The sequence below is a fragment of the Brevibacillus brevis genome, assembly GCF_022026395.1.
Taxonomy (GTDB): domain Bacteria; phylum Bacillota; class Bacilli; order Brevibacillales; family Brevibacillaceae; genus Brevibacillus.
In genome coordinates, this window is the sequence record NZ_CP041767.1 from 66,097 (window position 1) to 83,183 (window position 17,087).

The 17,087-nt window shown below is 46.2% G+C and carries 20 protein-coding genes and 1 tRNA gene; 16 read left to right on the forward strand and 5 right to left on the reverse strand.

Features of this window, described 5'->3' with window-relative positions; translation table 11 throughout:
• Positions 1-16 precede the first annotated feature (16 nt).
• Positions 17-499 (forward strand): tRNA adenosine(34) deaminase TadA, encoded by a 483-nt coding sequence (gene tadA, locus FO446_RS00400; protein WP_173612134.1) that lies wholly within the window; start codon positions 17-19, stop codon positions 497-499.
• Positions 500-538: 39 nt separating this feature from the next.
• Here the strand turns inward: tadA and FO446_RS00405 are convergent, their stop codons facing one another.
• On the reverse strand, positions 539-1,258 hold the full coding sequence (locus FO446_RS00405; RefSeq protein ID WP_048035529.1) for a pseudouridine synthase: 720 nt from the start codon (positions 1,256-1,258) through the stop codon (positions 539-541).
• A gap of 159 nt (positions 1,259-1,417) precedes the next feature.
• Between FO446_RS00405 and FO446_RS00410 the strand changes: the two genes are divergently transcribed.
• Positions 1,418-1,506, forward strand: a tRNA-Ser gene (locus tag FO446_RS00410).
• A gap of 430 nt (positions 1,507-1,936) precedes the next feature.
• On the forward strand, positions 1,937-3,685 hold the full coding sequence (locus FO446_RS00415; protein WP_221868214.1) for a methyl-accepting chemotaxis protein: 1,749 nt from the start codon (positions 1,937-1,939) through the stop codon (positions 3,683-3,685).
• A gap of 63 nt (positions 3,686-3,748) precedes the next feature.
• On the opposite strand, the gene FO446_RS00420 is transcribed toward FO446_RS00415, so the two are convergent.
• Positions 3,749-4,192 carry a GNAT family N-acetyltransferase gene (locus FO446_RS00420; protein WP_173612132.1) on the reverse strand — a complete coding sequence of 148 codons (444 nt, stop codon included), beginning with the start codon at positions 4,190-4,192 and terminating at the stop codon, positions 3,749-3,751.
• Positions 4,193-4,360: 168 nt separating this feature from the next.
• Here FO446_RS00420 and FO446_RS00425 point away from each other — a divergent pair, with 168 nt between their 5' ends.
• Both FO446_RS00425 and FO446_RS00430 read left to right on the forward strand, forming a co-directional pair.
• Entirely contained in the window at positions 4,361-4,891 is a 531-nt protein-coding gene (locus tag FO446_RS00425) for an RNA polymerase sigma factor (RefSeq protein WP_173612131.1), read from the forward strand.
• Entirely contained in the window at positions 4,875-6,176 is a 1,302-nt protein-coding gene (locus tag FO446_RS00430) for a penicillin-binding transpeptidase domain-containing protein (RefSeq protein ID WP_237899754.1), read from the forward strand. Before FO446_RS00425 ends, FO446_RS00430 begins: the two co-directional genes overlap by 17 nt.
• A gap of 80 nt (positions 6,177-6,256) precedes the next feature.
• On the opposite strand, the gene FO446_RS00435 is transcribed toward FO446_RS00430, so the two are convergent.
• Complete coding sequence (locus tag FO446_RS00435; protein ID WP_173612129.1) at positions 6,257-6,685, reverse strand: DUF4275 family protein; 429 nt, start codon at positions 6,683-6,685, stop codon at positions 6,257-6,259.
• Between the two features lie 176 nt (positions 6,686-6,861).
• Here FO446_RS00435 and FO446_RS00440 point away from each other — a divergent pair, with 176 nt between their 5' ends.
• From FO446_RS00440 to FO446_RS00475, 8 genes are all read left to right on the forward strand, one after another.
• On the forward strand, positions 6,862-7,443 hold the full coding sequence (locus tag FO446_RS00440; protein WP_232774369.1) for a sulfurtransferase TusA family protein: 582 nt from the start codon (positions 6,862-6,864) through the stop codon (positions 7,441-7,443).
• A gap of 13 nt (positions 7,444-7,456) precedes the next feature.
• Positions 7,457-8,608, forward strand: a complete 1,152-nt coding sequence (locus FO446_RS00445; RefSeq protein WP_232774370.1) for an MBL fold metallo-hydrolase — start codon at positions 7,457-7,459, stop codon at positions 8,606-8,608.
• Positions 8,609-8,670: 62 nt separating this feature from the next.
• On the forward strand, positions 8,671-8,895 hold the full coding sequence (locus FO446_RS00450; protein WP_173612126.1) for a sulfurtransferase TusA family protein: 225 nt from the start codon (positions 8,671-8,673) through the stop codon (positions 8,893-8,895).
• Positions 8,896-9,234: 339 nt separating this feature from the next.
• Positions 9,235-10,023: a sulfite exporter TauE/SafE family protein gene (locus FO446_RS00455; RefSeq protein ID WP_232774371.1), complete on the forward strand. Its 789-nt coding sequence runs from the start codon at positions 9,235-9,237 to the stop codon at positions 10,021-10,023.
• A gap of 84 nt (positions 10,024-10,107) precedes the next feature.
• Positions 10,108-10,590, forward strand: a complete 483-nt coding sequence (locus FO446_RS00460) for a DsrE/DsrF/DrsH-like family protein (RefSeq protein ID WP_237899756.1) — start codon at positions 10,108-10,110, stop codon at positions 10,588-10,590.
• Between the two features lie 89 nt (positions 10,591-10,679).
• Entirely contained in the window at positions 10,680-10,946 is a 267-nt protein-coding gene (locus FO446_RS00465; protein WP_173612124.1) for a metal-sensitive transcriptional regulator, read from the forward strand.
• A gap of 24 nt (positions 10,947-10,970) precedes the next feature.
• Entirely contained in the window at positions 10,971-11,360 is a 390-nt protein-coding gene (locus tag FO446_RS00470) for a rhodanese-like domain-containing protein (protein ID WP_221868221.1), read from the forward strand.
• Between the two features lie 190 nt (positions 11,361-11,550).
• A complete protein-coding gene (locus tag FO446_RS00475; protein ID WP_232774373.1) occupies positions 11,551-12,183 on the forward strand; it encodes an NAD(P)-dependent oxidoreductase in 633 nt (210 codons plus the stop codon).
• A gap of 81 nt (positions 12,184-12,264) precedes the next feature.
• Here the strand turns inward: FO446_RS00475 and FO446_RS00480 are convergent, their stop codons facing one another.
• Positions 12,265-12,573 (reverse strand): DUF4870 domain-containing protein, encoded by a 309-nt coding sequence (locus tag FO446_RS00480; RefSeq protein WP_221868222.1) that lies wholly within the window; start codon positions 12,571-12,573, stop codon positions 12,265-12,267.
• 237 nt (positions 12,574-12,810) lie between these two features.
• Between FO446_RS00480 and FO446_RS00485 the strand changes: the two genes are divergently transcribed.
• Together FO446_RS00485 and FO446_RS00490 are read left to right on the forward strand one after the other, a co-directional pair.
• On the forward strand, positions 12,811-13,410 hold the full coding sequence (locus FO446_RS00485; protein WP_221868223.1) for a class I SAM-dependent methyltransferase: 600 nt from the start codon (positions 12,811-12,813) through the stop codon (positions 13,408-13,410).
• A gap of 12 nt (positions 13,411-13,422) precedes the next feature.
• Positions 13,423-14,082, forward strand: a complete 660-nt coding sequence (locus tag FO446_RS00490; RefSeq protein WP_173612119.1) for a DedA family protein — start codon at positions 13,423-13,425, stop codon at positions 14,080-14,082.
• A gap of 123 nt (positions 14,083-14,205) precedes the next feature.
• Here FO446_RS00490 and FO446_RS00495 read toward each other — a convergent pair whose 3' ends face one another.
• Entirely contained in the window at positions 14,206-15,096 is an 891-nt protein-coding gene (locus FO446_RS00495) for an EamA family transporter (protein WP_237899758.1), read from the reverse strand.
• A 213-nt stretch (positions 15,097-15,309) separates the two neighbouring features.
• Here FO446_RS00495 and FO446_RS00500 point away from each other — a divergent pair, with 213 nt between their 5' ends.
• The gene (locus tag FO446_RS00500; protein ID WP_173612117.1) at positions 15,310-17,073 is read left to right on the forward strand and encodes an HD-GYP domain-containing protein; all 1,764 of its coding nucleotides are present in this window, start codon (positions 15,310-15,312) and stop codon (positions 17,071-17,073) included.
• Positions 17,074-17,087: the final 14 nt, after the last annotated feature.

The following is a 17,087-nucleotide window of genomic DNA, read 5'->3' on the forward strand; positions in this document are numbered from 1 at the left end:
GGAGCTTTAGGGAAACGTGATACAAGCAAATGAACATGATTATTATATGAAACAAGCCATGGAAGAGGCCCGGAAAGCGGCTGCGATTGGCGAGGTTCCGATCGGTGCGGTCATCGTGCGCGAAGGGGAAATCGTCGGTCGCGGCTACAACTTGCGGGAAACACAAAAAGACCCTACCTTGCACGCGGAATTGATCGCGATACGGGAGGCAAGTGAACGTTTGGGTGGATGGCGCTTGATTGGGTGTACGCTGTACGTGACGTTGGAGCCGTGTCCAATGTGTGCGGGTGCAATCGTTCAAAGCCGCATCGAACAGGTCGTGTATGGCGCTCGCGATCCGAAGGCGGGCTGTGCCGGGACATTAATGAACCTGCTTGAAGAACCGCGCTTCAACCATCAGGTGCCAGTCATAGAGGGCGTTCTTGCAGAGGAATGCGGGCAGATGCTCAAGGACTTCTTTCGTGGATTGCGCAAAAAAAGACAGCCGGTACAGGAATGACCGGGCTGTCTGGACAAACCGTCTACATGCAGGCGGTTTTTATTTGTTTACATTTTGCAGCATGTGCAGCTCTTCCTCGGTCAGTTCGCGATACTCACCAGGGGCGAGTGACGGGTCAAGATGAAGGGGGCCCATACGAATCCGTTGCAGATAGGTGACCTGCAGGTCGAAGGCAGCAAACATCCGCTTTACCTGATGGAACTTTCCTTCCATGATGGTGACGCGAATCTCTGATGTTTCTCCCGAAGAGATAATTTCCAGCTTGGCCGGCAGGGTAGTGAAGTCCTCTAATTCCACGCCTTTGGCAAACTCCTGTACATGGTGCTCAGTGACCCGGCCATCGATGCGGGCAAAGTACTCCTTGTCCACTTTCTTTTTCGGGGACAAGAGGCTATGGGAGAGCTGACCGTCATTGGTCAAGAGCAAGAGACCCTCTGTGTCAATATCCAGTCGGCCCACCGGGTGCACCTTGATTGCCCACTCGTACGGGAGCAAGTCCACTACGGTTTCATGGACATTGTCCTCTGTAGCAGAAACGACTCCAGGCGGTTTGTTCAGCAAAACGTATACCCAGCGCTTAAAGTTTAGCGGTTCTCCATCCACAAGAATTTCTTGTTCCTCGGCAATGACATGCATCCCCGGGTCTGTTGCGACAACGCCGTCTACGACGATCAGTCGCTGTTTCACTAATGCTTTCACTTCCTTGCGCGTGCCGATTGCCATATTGGCCAGCACCTTGTCCAAACGTTCACGTTTCATATATGTTCCTCGCTTTTCTTCTGATCGGATACCAATCGTGTGTGCTGTTATTAGTTTGGCCTAATGAGCCGCGCAAATCAAGGGGCATGCAAAGGAATGACTCTTGCATTTTTGACTGTATTTTGCTATAGTAAGTAATGTTTCTGACAAACCAAATATGGAGAGATACCCAAGTGGTCATAAGGGGACGCACTCGAAATGCGTTAGGCGTCGTGAGGCGTGCGTGGGTTCGAATCCCACTCTCTCCGCTTAGATTCTTCGATAGAAGAGAATGAAGCATATTTTTGCCGATGAGGCGGAGATATGCTTCCATTTTTTTTTGGCAAGAATATACTTCAACATCAGCTCTGCCTGTATATAATGTTTCACAGAAAAAGGGGGTGTCTCTAAGTCGGAAAATCGACTTTTGAGATACCCTCTTTTTCATTCCAAAACCCTTGATCAATTCTTGAGTATACTGGTCTACATGGCTGAGCAGGAGGGTTTAACAATAATTACCCCTTACAGCCGTGTTGCAAAAGCATGAAGCAATTTTTAGTCGTACTTAAAGCCGTAGATTTTGTTAATGTATAAACAATAAAATTCGGTTTTCACTCTATACTTCATTGTGTTATATGACGATATATTAATTAGATATATTATATATTTTATTTATTTGTAGCTGGGGGAGTGGGGATTATGAGCGGCAAGTTGGGAAATGCAACAGGAAAAACAGGGCTTACACTTCGCACCAAATTACTGGCGGGGTTTCTTACAGTTGTTGCGCTCCTAGCATTTGTGAGTACATTTGCATTAAGCCAGATCAGAGATTTGACCATGATATCCGGGGATATCGATAAGTCATGGATGCCAGCGGTAACCCTGCTTGGCACGGTGAATGGAGACATTTCCGACGTGGAGCGTCTTGCGCTCAACATTATCGTTGAACAGAACGAGGAGGAGCTCACGAAGCAGAAGGAGGCTCTGGATCAACTGCTTGCCAAGATTGAGGATGAACGGAAACAACTGAAGACGCTTGTGTATGCCAGCAATGCGGAAGGCAGTGAGATTGTCAATCTGTTTGAAGAGTTTAACACCAAATACGATGCTTATTTGGAAAAAATGCCTGCGTTCGTGAAGTTGGGCAGAGAAAACAAATATGATGAGGCAAGTAAGTTACATAGCGCGGCCTACCCTTTGTGGTACACGGCCAATGATAATATTGTCAAATTAATCGATATATACAATGAGGGGGCCGGAAAGGTTAGTCAAAGCGCTTCGGAGCTTTCCCAGCAAGCGTTTGTCATCATTCTTGTGACTACTTTCGTAGCGGCGGCCATTGCGCTGCTTATCGCCTTCTTCATGGCACATATCATCTCAAAGCCAATCCAGCAAATAAATCAGGCCGCTGTCCGGATTGCGAGTGGCGATCTAACGGGCGAGACGATTGTGCTGCGTAACAAGGACGAGCTGGGCACCTTGGCGGCATCCTTCAACACGATGACGGCGAATCTGCGCGCTATGATTGAATCAGTAGCTACGACTTCTGAGCAAGTAGCAGCTTCGTCGGAAGAACTGTTAGCCAGCGCAGAGCAAAATGCGAAGGCATCCGAGCAAATTACCCTAACAGTGGAGGAATTGGCTACGGGTACCTCCGAGCAGGTGGATATTGTCAAGCGTTCCTCTCAGGCCATGGGCGAAATGGCTTTGGGTTCGGAACAGATCGCACAGTTGGCACAGAGCGTATCGATATCGGCCGTTGACGCAGCCAACCAGTCTGCGGAAGGAAATATGATCATCAAGTCAGCGGTCGAACAGATGAATACTGTCCGTAATTCTATCACATCCCTATCGGAGCTGGTTACGGGACTGGGAGAACGTTCGGCAGAGATCGGAACGATCACCGAGGTCATTAATAATTTGGCGAGTCAGACGAACCTGCTAGCACTGAATGCGGCGATTGAGGCCGCAAGAGCTGGAGAGCATGGCCGCGGCTTCGCTGTCGTTGCCGAAGAGGTTCGGAAACTGGCCGAGGAATCCTCATTGTCTGCGCAGCGCATTACTGACCTGGTGCAGCTGATCCAGAATGATACAAGGCAGGCGGTTGAGGCAGTCAAAATGAACAGCGACGAAACGCAAAGCGGCATGGAGATTGTCACAGCAGCTGGACAGGCATTTGAGAACATCTCGAATGCGGTCAACAAGGTCGCGGGCGAGATTCAGGAAGTATCCGCAGGCGCGGAACAGATGGCGGCAAGCACGGACGAGGTCGTCCATTACGTGGAGAAGATTTCAGCGATTGCGGAAGAAGCATCGGGCGGCGTGAATAACGTCTCTGCCGCTACGGAGCAGCAGCTGGCTTCCACGGAGGAGATCGCTTCGTCTGCGGGTTCCCTCTCCAAGATGGCTGAGGAGCTTCAGGAGCAGATTAACAAGTTCAAAGTATAGATTAAAACATTAGACTGCTTCTTCTGCTGCCCTGGGCGGCAGGAGAAGCGTTTTTTCATTAGCTTAGAACTTTTTTATAAAATTTTTCTGATCCTTTGTAAATCGATAGCCACGTCGTTCATAGAACCTGTGAGCATGTATGCGACTCGGGTGGGACAACAGTTTCATCCCAGAAAATCCATTCTTCTTTCCCCACTGTTCAAGATGTTCAATCAACATGCTACCTACACCTTGATTCCTATCCTTTTCTTTCACAACAAACCCTAGGACGTTTACGAAAGAGTCGGAAAAAAGCAATTCATAGGGACTTCCATGGATATATCCGATTACTTCGTTGTTTTGCTCACACACAAAGATGATGTCGTTTGTTTTCTTTGTGATGATTTCAATCTTCTCTTTTACTTTTTCTTCAGTAAATAGATGCAGATTCGGGTTAAAGTCTAGGTTTAACAAATAAATACCATGATAATCCGTGACCCTAATTTCTCGAATACTCTTTTCTTCCATTTTTGAACGCCTCCACTTGTTTGATAGCCAATTTCTATCGCCAAAAGGTGCTGTCCCCCGAGATAATAGCTCAAGTGGGCCGGCATTTTCTTTTTTATATCACAAAAACTGTAAGCAAATTTTAATTTTGCGTCTAATAAGATACAAACTTCATAAAGGAGCGTACGAATGGATTCCGATGACCGAATAGAGCGATGGTTCCAGCAATACGGAAATGATATTTACAATTACCTCGCGTATTTTACCGGACGTAGAGATGTCGAGGATTTAGTCCAGGAGGTTTTTACAAAGGCGCTTAAAGCCTTATCTGGCTATGAAGGAAGGGCACAGCCCAAGACATGGCTTCTGACTATCGCACGCCATGCAGCGATTGATTATAGGCGAAAGCAAAAAATGATGGACTGGTTCCCCGAAAACGTCCTCCGACTCCTCACTTCCAAAGAACGCACACCTGAGAAGGCATTGGTGTTAAAGGAACAATTGCAAGAAGTATATGAAGCGATGAATCATTTGAAAAACTCGTATCGAGAAGTTCTCATCCTGCGGTTGATCGAGGGAGTATCTACAGCAGAGACAGCAGAAATCTTGGGCTGGAGTGAGGCAAAAGTCAGCACGACGCTCCATCGAGCTATCAAGGAATTGCAAAAACAAATGGGCAATAGCGGCAGGGAGGTCAATCTACATGACGCCATCTTTTGAAGAAAAAGAGATAAGCATAGTGCTTCAATCATTTCCGTCGCTTCAGCTGGACGAGGACAAACGACGTGAAATCGCCAGTCATATCCGTCGAGAAAGGGAGGTACTCGTACAAATGAAAAAGCGCAAAAAATATGCCAAGGTAATTGGAGGCGCAGTTGCTTCCTTTGCTTTATTGTTTATCGCGTATCAGTGGATGCCTTCGGAGGCCGTGCCGAGCGCACAGCAGATGAATATAGAGGAGGATCAAAAGGCACAAGCCGCAGGACCGACATCCCAAACAGATAAGGTTCTGACCCTCGATTCACAAATTCAGGAGTATATAGAAGAAGCGATACATAAGACCAACAAAGCTTATCAGCCCGAAAATATGACGGTAATCGTTACCGATCCAAATACCGGAGAAATTCTTGGGATGAATCTGAAAAAACAGGATGCCAATGACCGGGTTCCAGACATAGTAAAAGCGAAACCAGATCCTGTGGCCGCATTTCCGATCGTGACGTTGGCGGCTGCTATTGAAGAGGGGAAGTATGAGGACAACGAGACTTACGAGTCTGGCACCTACGAGATTACCCCGGGCAAGTTTATAAAAGACCACAATAATGGTGCAGGGTGGGGGCAGATTACGTATTTAGAAGGTATCCAACGTTCTTCCAATGTTGCTTTTGCCAAGCTCAGTGAACAGATATCCAATCATTCGTTGCAGCAATATTATGAACGGTTCGGTTTTGGAGCGAAAACCGGCATCGAACAAATCAATGAACAGCCTGGAAAGATACCTAACATGGATACTCCCTATGATAAGGCAATGGCAGCTTATGGACTTGGGGGCTCTGCCTCTGCCATTCAACAAGTAGCTGCTGTCGGGGCCATCGCCAACGGGGGTGAATTGATGAAACCCCATGTCACGAGGGAGGAGCGGAATCACATTGACAAAGGGCGTCGAGTCATATCAGAAGAAACAGCCAAACAGGTTCGAGAAGTTTTAGAAGTGATAGTAAAAAACAAACCAGGCTCAGATACAGCCTTTTCCATAAAAGATTATGCAGTCTCTGGGCGCACAGGAATAGCAGAGAAACGCGACCAGCAAGGAAACATTATCGAAGGAAAATATACGTATTCGTTTATCGGATTTGCACCAAGCGATGATCCAAAGCTATTGGTTTACATAGCTGTTGATAACCCGAATACAGACCTCTGGGTAAAATTATGGGGACAAGAAATTGTTGCTCCCCCTTTCAAAGAGATCATGGTAAACAGTTTGCAGTATCTCCAACAACGATAATCAGCTCATCCATCCAAAAAGGAAGCATAACGCATACCCCTAAAGGTATCCGAATGCTTCCTCTCTTTGTTTCCCTCATCCTATTTCCTACAAAAATAAGGCCCACACCACTTGGTTTCATGGGTCTTCACATACGTCCACGTAAAGTCCTTATCCACGACGTACACATCGTATTCCTTTTCCAAGTCCGCGACAGAAAACCTCGCAGCATTTTCCAAGATCAGCACTTCGTTAGCAAGCTGGTAAAACACATAGTACGACTCATGGGCTACCTGCTGAAAGGCCTCATCCGCTTCCTCTCGTTCAAGACAATCCCTCAGCTTATTGCTGAATAAATGCCACAGATACCCCTGGTAGCCGTCTTTATTTTTGAGAAAAATCCTCTCTTTATCCTCTTCGGTCAGATGGCTCGCAAAATGCTTTTCCCATTCTTCCCGTAAGTATGGTCCCCAAATTGACAGCTCTGTTGTCTTCGTGTTCTTTTCCTTCATCCGGTCAGCTAGTTTCATTGGGCGCCTCCATGTTGGTACAAGTTCGTTTGTAAGAAGATACGTATGAAAGAGTGGGTCGGTCACGTTTCGACTATTGACAAAGAGAAACGAGGGGCATATTATAATACCCATAGGGGTATACGTATAAAATTGATCGATCACATTTCCATTCAAAAACGTAGGAGGTAGACAGCATGTCTGTACAATCGAATTTTTCTGCTGATAAAACAGTAGATTGCAAAGGGGTGGCATGTCCAATGCCTGTCGTACGCACAAAAAAAGCGATGGAAGAGATGTTACCGGGTCAAGTGATGGAGGTACAGGCGACGGATAAAGGGTCATTGGTTGACCTGAAGAGCTGGGCAACTAATACCGGGCATGAATTTTTGGGTACGGTTCAGGAAGGGAAAGTGTGGAAGCATTTCCTGCGAAAAGCGAGTACCCATGAGGTGAAAGAGGAGACGAATTTCTTGCGGACCATTTCTAATGAAGAACTGCAAAAAAAGCTGGAAGCCAACGAGAAGCTGACGCTCATTGATGTGCGAGAACCGGCGGAGTACGCTTTTCACCGCATTCCTATAGCCATTTCAATACCCCTGGGAGTATTAGAGCAGCGCTTGGATGAATTACAGCCCGATGACGACATTTACATCATCTGCCGATCTGGCAAGCGCAGCGACATGGCTTGTCAGTTGCTGGCCGAAAAAGGTTTTACCAATATCACCAATGTAGTACCGGGTATGTCTGGCTGGAATGGCCCGGCAGAAAAACAATAAGGGGGAGAGAAAGATGATGGAACAACAAACAGGCGTAAAGGCGATGACAGCACACGAGCTAACGCAGCTTCTTTTTGCGCAGGAGGAATTGTTTATTCTCGACGTTCGCAATACGAGCGATTACGAGAATTGGAGAATCGAAGGGCATCGAGTAGTGAGCATGAACATCCCTTACTTTGATTTGCTGGATGGGGTGGAGAGTGTTCTGGAGAAAATCCCTGTGAATCAAAAAGTGTTGGTCGTCTGTGCAAAAGAGGGCTCGTCCATTTTTGTCGCAGAGATGCTAGCAGAAGCGGGCATTGCAGACGTTTCTTACCTGCAAGGTGGAATGAAAGCGTGGAGTGAGCATCTGGAGCCAGTGAAGGTGGGAGACCTCCGTGATGGCGGTGCGATTTATCAGTTTGTCCGCATTGGAAAAGGCTGCTTGTCTTACATGGTCGTATCAGGAGGAGAAGCGGCTGTCGTCGATACATTGCGAATGACGGATGTGTACGAAGCATTTGCAGCCAAGCATCAATGGACGATCAAGCACACCATCGATACCCATCTGCATGCCGACCATATTTCCGGTGGAAAGAAGCTGGCAGATCAGCTCGATGCGTCGTATTGGCTTCCAGAAAAAGATGCGGAAGAAGTTACGTATTCCTATCGTAAGCTAGAGGAAGGGCAAGAAATCCAAGTGGGGGCAACCAAAATCGCGATCCTGCCGATCTATTCCCCCGGACATACCATCGGGAGTACGTCACTGATTGTCGATGATACGTTTTTTCTCACGGGAGACAGTTTGTTTGTCGCTTCGATCGGGCGCCCGGATTTGGCCGGGAAAGCAGAAGATTGGGTGGGAGACCTGCACAACACCTTGTATAATCGATATAAAGAGCTTCCCGAGCATTTACTCGTGTTGCCTGCTCATTTTGGCAGCTACACGGAGATTGGTTCGATGGGTGTCGTATCCGCCCGTTTGGGTGATTTGTATCGCAACAATCCAGGGCTAACGATTGGGGATGAAAGTGAATTCCGGCATATCGTTACGCATCATTTGCCGCCGCAGCCGAATGCGTATCAAGAGATTCGTCAAGTGAACATGGGGAAATTAAAACCGAGCGAAGAGGAACAACAAGAGATGGAAGTAGGGCCAAATCGCTGCGCCATTCACGATAAATAACGAAAAGGTAATTCAAAAAATCGTCTTTTGATCACGCGCTTATATAACAGGAGGAATGAAAAATGGCGGATCTTGTGGTAGATACAAAAGGTCTGGCTTGCCCGATGCCAATCGTCAAAGCCAAAAAAGCAATGGACGGAATGCAATCCGGTCAAACCATGGAAGTACTCTCGACAGACAAAGGCTCTTTGAACGACTTCACCGCTTGGGTCAAGCAAACCGGGAATGAGCTGGTTTCCCATGAGGTTGAGAACGGTGTGTACAAATTTTTGGTGAAAAAGCTGTAGGGAGACAGAAGCGAGCACTTTTGGACCAAGCCGCTAACGTTCGTTTAGTGCTCGCTTACTCCTGATTTTCATAAACGATACGTACGCCAAGGTGCGTATAGATTTCTTCTTTGTAGTGGCCATTTGGGCATTGCTTTTCACTGAACAAGGCATTTTTGTGTGAGCGCAAAGGTTCTTGGCAGGTGGGGCACCGATGCTGAAAAATGGATTTGAAAAAGCGGACCATTTAAATCACCTTATTCACAGTTATTTACTTGGAATTAATTTTACTTGATGCTGACTCATTTGAAAAGAGGTTTGAGCATTCCGATGTGTTAGGTAGGAATGCAAGGAGGATATATGGACGTTTTGCTGCTTCTGCTCATGGTCTCTCTCGGTTTTGTCGGCTCCTTTTTTTCCGGATTGCTCGGGATTGGCGGAGCGATCATCAGCTATCCGATGCTTCTGTTTATCCCACCGGCACTAGGGGTGGCTCAGTTTTCCGCCCAGGAAGTTTCGGTGATATCGATGTTTCAAGTGTTTTTCGCGTCGCTGTCTGGCGTACTGGCTTTCCGCAAAAGAAACGGGAAAAACTCGCCCCTGATTCATAAAGGACTCGTCAGAGATATGGGGGGAAGCATCTTGGGGGGCAGCCTGATTGGTGCAGCTCTCTCCCAATACTTGTCGAATGAAAGCATCAATGTGGTGTACGGGATACTGGCGATCATCGCCGTGATTTTGATGCTCGTGAAAAATAGAGGGACAGAAGAGGCAGCAGGGGAAGTTGCGTATAACCGCTTCATTGCTGCTGGTGCAGCGTTTGCCGTAGGAATCGTATCTGGGATTGTCGGTGCAGGGGGAGCGTTCATCCTCATTCCGATCATGCTGACCGTGCTGAAAATACCTACGCGGGTGACGATTGCCTCATCTTTGGCTATTGTATTCATCTCCGCAATAGGTGGTGTGATCGGGAAGCTGTCGGGTGGGCAAATTCCGCTCTTGCCCGTTTTGTATACGGTCATCGGAAGTGTTTTGGGGGCGCCGGTGGGCAGTATGGTCAGCGCCAAGAGCGATGTGAGATATTTGCGTTATGGCCTGATTGTGCTGATCTGTGGAACGGCGATCAAGATTTGGAGTGACATTCTATAAGGAAAGATGCTTTTCTTGGCAAAAGCTTCTTTCGCTTATTTTTATACCTATACAAGTATAAGTATTTCTAAGGAGTGTTCTTACATGGAAAAACAAAAAGAAAAAACGACAATTGTGTTGTTTAGCGGTGACTTGGATAAAGCGGTTGCGGCCTTTATTATTGCGAACGGAGCTGCGGCTTACGATCATGATGTCACGATCTTTTTCACCTTCTGGGGACTAAATACCATGCGCAAAGACGAGATCGTGAAGGTAGAAAAGGGTTTGCTTGAAAAAGCATTCGGTTGGATGATGCCAAGAGGCGCCAAGAAGCTCGGACTGTCTAAAATGAACATGATGGGCATGGGGCCAGAGATGATCAAGCATGTCATGAAAAAGCACAATGCCCTGACGCTTCCGCAACTCATCGAGCTGGCTCAGGAGCAGGGGGTGAAGCTGGTCGCTTGTACGATGACGATGGACTTGCTCGGCCTCAAGCAGGAAGAATTGCTGGACGGAATGGAGTATGCAGGTGTAGCTGCTTATTTGGGGGATGCGACACAGGCAAAAGTAAACCTGTTTATTTAAAACAGCTCACGTAGGCGCTTCGCTTGACATTGCCTGTATTTCGCATAAGATACCTGTATGTAAAGTAGTTCCAAGCAGGAGGAATTCATATGGATTACAACTACAGTGACGATATCAAAAGACGATTAAAACGAATCGAAGGACAAGTCCGCGGTGTACTGAAAATGATGGACGACCAGAAAAACTGCAAAGACGTAGTAGCACAGCTCTCTGCCGTTCGCAACGCTTCAGACAAGGCGATTGCCCAGATTGTAGCGGAAAACCTGCAACGCTGTTTGCTAGAGGAGCAGGCTACTGGGGGAGACACGAGCAAGCTGGTGAAAGAAGCCGTAGAGCTTTTGGTCAAGAGTCGCTAAACCGATTTTGGAGAGGAGCTTCCTATGAGTTTCACTACGATTCTTTTGCTGATCGCCTATGCGGTCATTATTTGGTATATCATCTCTCGCTTCGTTCCTGTGAAGGGATTGGAAAATCTCAAGTCAGATCAGTTCAAGGAACGGGTCAACCAAAAAAGCAGGGTACTCCTCATCGACGTACGTGAGCCGCACGAATACAAAGCGGGTCACATTCCATCAGCGGTGAACATCCCTTTGTCTCAGCTCGACCAACGTGCAAAAGAAATTTCCAGCAAAAACGATATATTGCTGTACTGCAGGAGCGGGATGCGTAGCAAGCAGGCAGCAAAAATTTTAAAGAAACACGGCATTCCGCAGATGGCCCATCTGCAAGGCGGGTTCATTACCTGGAATGGTCCGACGAAAAAGAAGTAACAGCTAGCACCTGGTGTAGGTTTGAATACCCAGGTGCTTTTTTACTGCGATAAAAAAACAGGGTTGACATTTCTTTTTGTTGTAACTAAAATGATTACAACAGGGCGATGCGACAAACGCCTATACTTTTTGAGAGTGTTGTAACTAATTAAGTTACATCAACAACATACAAAACGGAGGGAATATTATCATGAAAATTGCAATTGTAGCAGCAAGCGGTAAAGCAGGTAAGGTGATTATGAAAGAGGCGTTGGATCGTGGTCATCAAGTGACAGCGATTGTGCGTGATGCATCCAAAATCGAGCAAAAAGATGTAGCTGTGATTCAGAAAGATGTGTTTGACCTGACAGCCGCAGATTTGAACGGCTTTGACGTAGTCGTGAACGCTTTTGGCGCACCAGCAGGTCAAGAGCATCTGCACGTCGAGTCAGGGAAGGCACTGATTGAAGCGTTGAAGGGTGCTCCTTCTACACGTTTGCTCGTTGTAGGTGGTGCAGGCAGTTTGTTTGTTGATGAAGCCAAAACACTGCGCCTTGTAGAAACTCCTGATTTCCCTAAGGCTTACTTGGCAACTGCACAAAAGCATGGTGAGTACTTGCGTGTATTGGAAGAGTCAAACGGCATTCAATGGACGTATATCAGTCCATCTGCCTTTTTTGACCCAGCAGGGGAGAGAACAGGCGCGTACAGACTCGGAAAAGACCATCTGTTAGTGAACGCTAGCGGACAGAGCTATGTGAGCTATGCTGACTACGCAGTGGCGATGCTCGATGAAATCGAAAATCCGAAGCATCAAAATGAGCGCTTCACAGTAGGCTCCTAATCTCAATTGGAATTAGGCCCTACCTGAATACAAAGACCAGCTTCCTATTAAAGGATAGCTGGTCTTTGTTGTGTATCGAGATTATCGGCCAATCCCACCGACGAATGGGTAGGAAAACGGGCGTCCATTTAAGGAATAAATGATACCTTTAACCGGGTAGTAGATCGCCATCAGTCCAAACACAATTAGGAACGGAATCCCAATCAACAAGAAGGCGAAGAACCAGGAAATAGCGATAAGCACCGTCATAATGATGTGGAACACCAAAGCTTGCAGCGCCATATTTTTGGCGTCACGATTTTGTACGAGTAGCCAGACAAGAATGGGCACAAGGATCGGTGCAAAAAATGTGCTAGCGTGCGTGATGACTTTTACACCTCTATAATCCATAAATAAGTCCTCCTTGATTAGATGTAAAACTTGATCTACTGTCATTGTAACGTATAGAAATCACTCAAAAAACCATCATGAGCGTGATTATATACTCCGACTATAGACGGAGGAATTTTTATTTCCATTCGTTTACTGTTATAGTAGTAAGAAAATCTTTCGTTTTTGGTAGATAATTCGTAATGTTTTTTGGATATGATATTGGATAAGTAAGAACTGAGAAGGGAGTATATAGACATGATGATCGATTGCCATCATCCATCTAGCATGAAGGATCGGATGATGTTCTTCTATAATTTTTTGCGGTCACCTGGCCAAGTAGGCAGTATTACTCCTAGCTCCCGTGCGCTTTGTAAACAAATGGTTGCACCCATCGACTGGGAGCAAGCACATACAATTGTGGAATTAGGAGCGGGAACGGGGATTTTTACGAAGTGGATCGAGCAAAAGAAAAAAACCGAAGCCGTACTGGTATCCTTTGAAAAGGAGACCAAGATGCGCAAAAGGTTGGAACCACTATTTCCCGATGTACGATTCCACGAAGATGCGGTAGATTTGAATCGGGTTCTTACGGAAGCGGGGTTAGGTAAAGCCGACTGTATTTTGTCGGGATTGCCGTTTGCCAACTTCCCACAAGAGCTGCGCGATCAAATCATGGATCAGGTATATCATGCGCTAAAACCAGGCGGAGTATTTGTCGCCTTTCAATATTCGCTGCAAATGAAAAAGCAGCTTTCCTCTGTATTTGAGCAAGTATCGGTGAAAATGGTTCCATTGAATCTGCCACCTGCCTTTGTCTACATTTGCCGGAAGGATGATGGCAAGGGTGTCGGCTAGGAGGATTTTTAAATGATTGTCGATATGCTGTCCGAGTCTGTGGGTCAGTTTGGCTATTTTGCTCTTTTCTTTATGTTATGGCTAGGGATTGTTGGTATGCCGATTCCAGACGAGGTAATCGTGCTGTCTGCGGGAGTGCTGACCTCGATGGGGATTCTGCATGTTTTTCCTGCATTTATTGCGACCTATTTGGGGGTTGTGTCTGGGTTGTCATTGGGGTATGTGCTCGGGAGATGGCTAGGTGCACCTGCATTGAACTGGATTAGTCGAAAAAAAGGAATGAACAAGTACGTAGATCAAGCGCAGTCGCTGCTCGATCGTTACGGAAGCTACGCTCTCTGTATCAGCTATTTCTTTCCTGTCGTCAGGCATGTGGTTCCTTACTTGGTCGGGATCGGGAAAATGACGTTTCCACGGTACGCCCTGTTTTCGTACACAACCGGCTTTGTATGGACATTGATCTTGTTTTTGCTCGGTCATTTTATGGGAAACAAAGTGGAGATGCTTACTTCCTATGTGGCCTTATTGAATAATCGAACCGTCATTTTTTCTGTCTTAGGCGTACTGGTTCTCATTGCTGCTGCTTATTATGGATTTACTGTTTGGAGAAAACAAAAAAGCATGGCAACTGCGCCACAGCCTCTGATGATCGAGCGTGATCGAAAAGAGTAACCCGAATGGAATAATGATTGAAGTTAACAACCCTCTGCGTGGAGCAGAGGTTTTTTGCTTTTTATCATAAAAAGCCCGTCCATATGTGCGGCAGAGGCACAAATGACGGGCTTTGGACAACAATTATGAGGTAACCTTGTTTCTTCGAATGTTTCGCTGGCGCAGCCATTCCGGGAAGATGATTCCCAGTAAAATGATCACGACACCGCTCACTTGGAGTATAGAGACAGATTCATTCAGAATGACATAAGAGGAGAGCACAGCCATAGGTAGCTCAGCTGCTCCTAATATAGCTCCCATCCCCGGTCCGATGTGCGGCATACCATAATTGAAAAAAACCGTCGGGATGAAAATACCGAAGAAGGCGAGCAAAAATACGTATGGAAACAACCCGTCCAACAATGCTCCGTTGAATAGAAAAACGGGTGGGTAAATCAAGCTGGCCAACAGAACAGAGCCAGTCGCCATGCTGGAACTACGAATCCACGGATTAACAGCAATGGCGGTTTTCCCGCTGAACAAAATAAACAACGTAAAAGAGACGGCAGAGAGAAGACCGAATATGACACCCATGATATGAAATTGGGCCAATCCACCACTCTCAAAAATTCCCCCTGCAAGAAGGGTTCCTGTCAACAGCAAGAGGAGGGAAAAAATCGTCTCCTTTCCAGGCATCCTGTGAGTCATCACAGCTTCAACCAGTACGCCCATCCATGTGAACTGAAACAAAAGGACAATGGCGATCGAGGCTGGGATATATTGCAGGGCATTGTAGTACATAATTCCCGTCGAACCGACTGTCAGACCTACGACGACCAATAGTAGCAACTGGCGAAGGGGAGGCTTGGTCCGCAGGAAGAAAAGCGCGGGTATCCAGGTCAGCACAAAGCCCAAAAACATTTGCCCACCAATTACTTCTGCGGGGGAATAGCCTTGCTTGTAGGCAAGCTTTACGATGGTTGATAGTATGCCGTAACTACATGCTCCGAGAAAAACCAGGAGGATGTATCTCATCTGATGCATCTCCTCACATACGATAATAATTCTTAGCTAGAATATTACGACAGCGTCCGTTTGTCTATGGATGAAAAAGATTCCATTTTTGGTTCGAACAAAGGTTTACGTTTGATCCCAGCGGGAAATAGTGAAGGGACACTATATAATCGTACCCACTACAAATGGTGTAGCTATAGGTTTGGTGAACAGCTTAGAAAAAGGGGGAGGCTTGTGTACCTAAAGTGGAGGGATCGATTGTTTTCCACATTTTTACTATTGATTCTGGGGCCTACTATTTTTATTTGCTTCCTTTTTTATGATCAAGCCAAAGAGGCAGTATTTGAGCTGTACAAGACGAATATGGATGCGAATATAGGGCTCGTCGATGAACGACTTCTGTCTCTTTTTCAGTCTATCCAAAAGGATACCGATGAATTGGCGATTAGGCTGACTGTGCGTGTAACAGATGGACCATCTTTTGTCGAAGGAAATAAAAATGGTATCCGGCGTGAATGGCCATCGCAGGAACAAGCCGTCCAAAATCTATTTGAGCGTTTCTCCCGCAATCAAAACGTGGTAGGCAATATTGTTTTTCTCGGTGAGGATGGAAGAGTTTTCTCCTTACACGAAGATAAGAGCTGGAGTGCGGATAATCAATTTATGGAACGAGAGCAATGGGGAACCGGAGAAAGCAGGGTAGATTTTCTTACCAAAAGGGAGCAAGAGAAGTATCCAAGATCATTTTTTCTCGAGAAGCGCCTGGAGAGTTCGAATCCAGAAGCTACGGGACTTTTATTGGTGGAAATCGATCTGGATAAACTGACTGACTGGATCCGTACCTACGTCGTTCCAAAAGAGTATGGCATGATGGTCCTTTCCCCCTCCCGAACCATTATGGTTCACACCGATAAAGCTATGATTGGAAATCATGTTTCGGGGCTTCCTCATTATGAAATGGTACGCAATCAGTGGGAACAATCCAATGAAAAAGGACTCTTTTCTTTGCTCATCGAAGGAAAAGACATTTACGTATACCGTCAAGTATCTGAAAAAAGCGGTGCTGCTTATTTTGAGTGGTTGCCGAGAGAGGGGATTAATGAACGATTACAACGATTGAACCTCATCTTTTTTTTCACCATTTTTATCGTTGTTTTATTTGCCTGTTATGTGGCTCATCGTTTATCAAAATGGATTGGTGAGCCGATCTATAGCTTGGTATCCGCTACTGACTCCTTGTTGAAAGGTGATTTTTCCATACGCGTTCCGATACAGGGGATGAAAGAAATAACGCTACTGGAGAATAAGTTCAACACTATGGCAGAACAAATGCATTCATTAATTACCCGGGAGCGGGAGTATTCGCAACAGAGCCTGGATCAAATCGTTCGCAGCTTTTACTTAGCCGTAGAGATGAAGGACCCTTATACAGCAGGACATTCAGAACGAGTTACACACTATGCCCTTATCATTTACGATTATTTACAGCAACAGGAGCAGCTTGCCGTTTCACGAGATGATTTACGTTATGCTGGATTAATGCATGATATCGGTAAAGTAGCCATTCCTGATCACGTCCTTTTAAAAACAGGAAAGCTATCGCCTGACGAGTATGAATGCATGAAAACTCATTCCATCATCAGTGGAAAAATTGTGGAGCAGATAGAAAACCTGTCTCATATCAGTTCAGGAGTAAGGCATCATCATGAGCGATGGGATGGAAAAGGTTACCCGGATCAGCTCAAAGGAGAAGAAATCCCGCTGATCGGGCGTATTCTTGCCGTTGCAGATACGTTTGATGCGATGACATCTACACGTTCCTATCGCAAAGCCATATCAGCAAATGACGCATACGAAGAAATTCTGCGATGCCAAGAAACACAGTTCGACCCATCTATTGTTTCGATTTTTAAGAAGGCTTTTGAGGATGGAGCTATTCAGATAACACAATCGGCGGATTGCAAGGGAAGAGTTAGTAAGGATAGAGAGATTTCCTAGCACTGGATAGGTTT

What these genes read in the sequence shown, in the direction of transcription:
- FO446_RS00405 (WP_048035529.1), bottom strand. Translation starts at nt 1,258, where the DNA reads ATGAAACGTGAACGTTTGGACAAGGTGCTGGCCAATATGGCAATCGGC.
- FO446_RS00415 (WP_221868214.1), top strand. Translation starts at nt 1,937, where the DNA reads ATGAGCGGCAAGTTGGGAAATGCAACAGGAAAAACAGGGCTTACACTT.
- FO446_RS00420 (WP_173612132.1), bottom strand. Translation starts at nt 4,192, where the DNA reads ATGGAAGAAAAGAGTATTCGAGAAATTAGGGTCACGGATTATCATGGT.
- FO446_RS00425 (WP_173612131.1), top strand. Translation starts at nt 4,361, where the DNA reads ATGGATTCCGATGACCGAATAGAGCGATGGTTCCAGCAATACGGAAAT.
- FO446_RS00430 (WP_237899754.1), top strand. Translation starts at nt 4,875, where the DNA reads ATGACGCCATCTTTTGAAGAAAAAGAGATAAGCATAGTGCTTCAATCA.
- FO446_RS00435 (WP_173612129.1), bottom strand. Translation starts at nt 6,685, where the DNA reads ATGAAACTAGCTGACCGGATGAAGGAAAAGAACACGAAGACAACAGAG.
- FO446_RS00440 (WP_232774369.1), top strand. Translation starts at nt 6,862, where the DNA reads ATGTCTGTACAATCGAATTTTTCTGCTGATAAAACAGTAGATTGCAAA.
- FO446_RS00445 (WP_232774370.1), top strand. Translation starts at nt 7,457, where the DNA reads ATGATGGAACAACAAACAGGCGTAAAGGCGATGACAGCACACGAGCTA.
- FO446_RS00450 (WP_173612126.1), top strand. Translation starts at nt 8,671, where the DNA reads ATGGCGGATCTTGTGGTAGATACAAAAGGTCTGGCTTGCCCGATGCCA.
- FO446_RS00455 (WP_232774371.1), top strand. Translation starts at nt 9,235, where the DNA reads ATGGACGTTTTGCTGCTTCTGCTCATGGTCTCTCTCGGTTTTGTCGGC.
- FO446_RS00460 (WP_237899756.1), top strand. Translation starts at nt 10,108, where the DNA reads ATGGAAAAACAAAAAGAAAAAACGACAATTGTGTTGTTTAGCGGTGAC.
- FO446_RS00465 (WP_173612124.1), top strand. Translation starts at nt 10,680, where the DNA reads ATGGATTACAACTACAGTGACGATATCAAAAGACGATTAAAACGAATC.
- FO446_RS00470 (WP_221868221.1), top strand. Translation starts at nt 10,971, where the DNA reads ATGAGTTTCACTACGATTCTTTTGCTGATCGCCTATGCGGTCATTATT.
- FO446_RS00475 (WP_232774373.1), top strand. Translation starts at nt 11,551, where the DNA reads ATGAAAATTGCAATTGTAGCAGCAAGCGGTAAAGCAGGTAAGGTGATT.
- FO446_RS00480 (WP_221868222.1), bottom strand. Translation starts at nt 12,573, where the DNA reads ATGGATTATAGAGGTGTAAAAGTCATCACGCACGCTAGCACATTTTTT.
- FO446_RS00485 (WP_221868223.1), top strand. Translation starts at nt 12,811, where the DNA reads ATGATGATCGATTGCCATCATCCATCTAGCATGAAGGATCGGATGATG.
- FO446_RS00490 (WP_173612119.1), top strand. Translation starts at nt 13,423, where the DNA reads ATGATTGTCGATATGCTGTCCGAGTCTGTGGGTCAGTTTGGCTATTTT.
- FO446_RS00495 (WP_237899758.1), bottom strand. Translation starts at nt 15,096, where the DNA reads ATGAGATACATCCTCCTGGTTTTTCTCGGAGCATGTAGTTACGGCATA.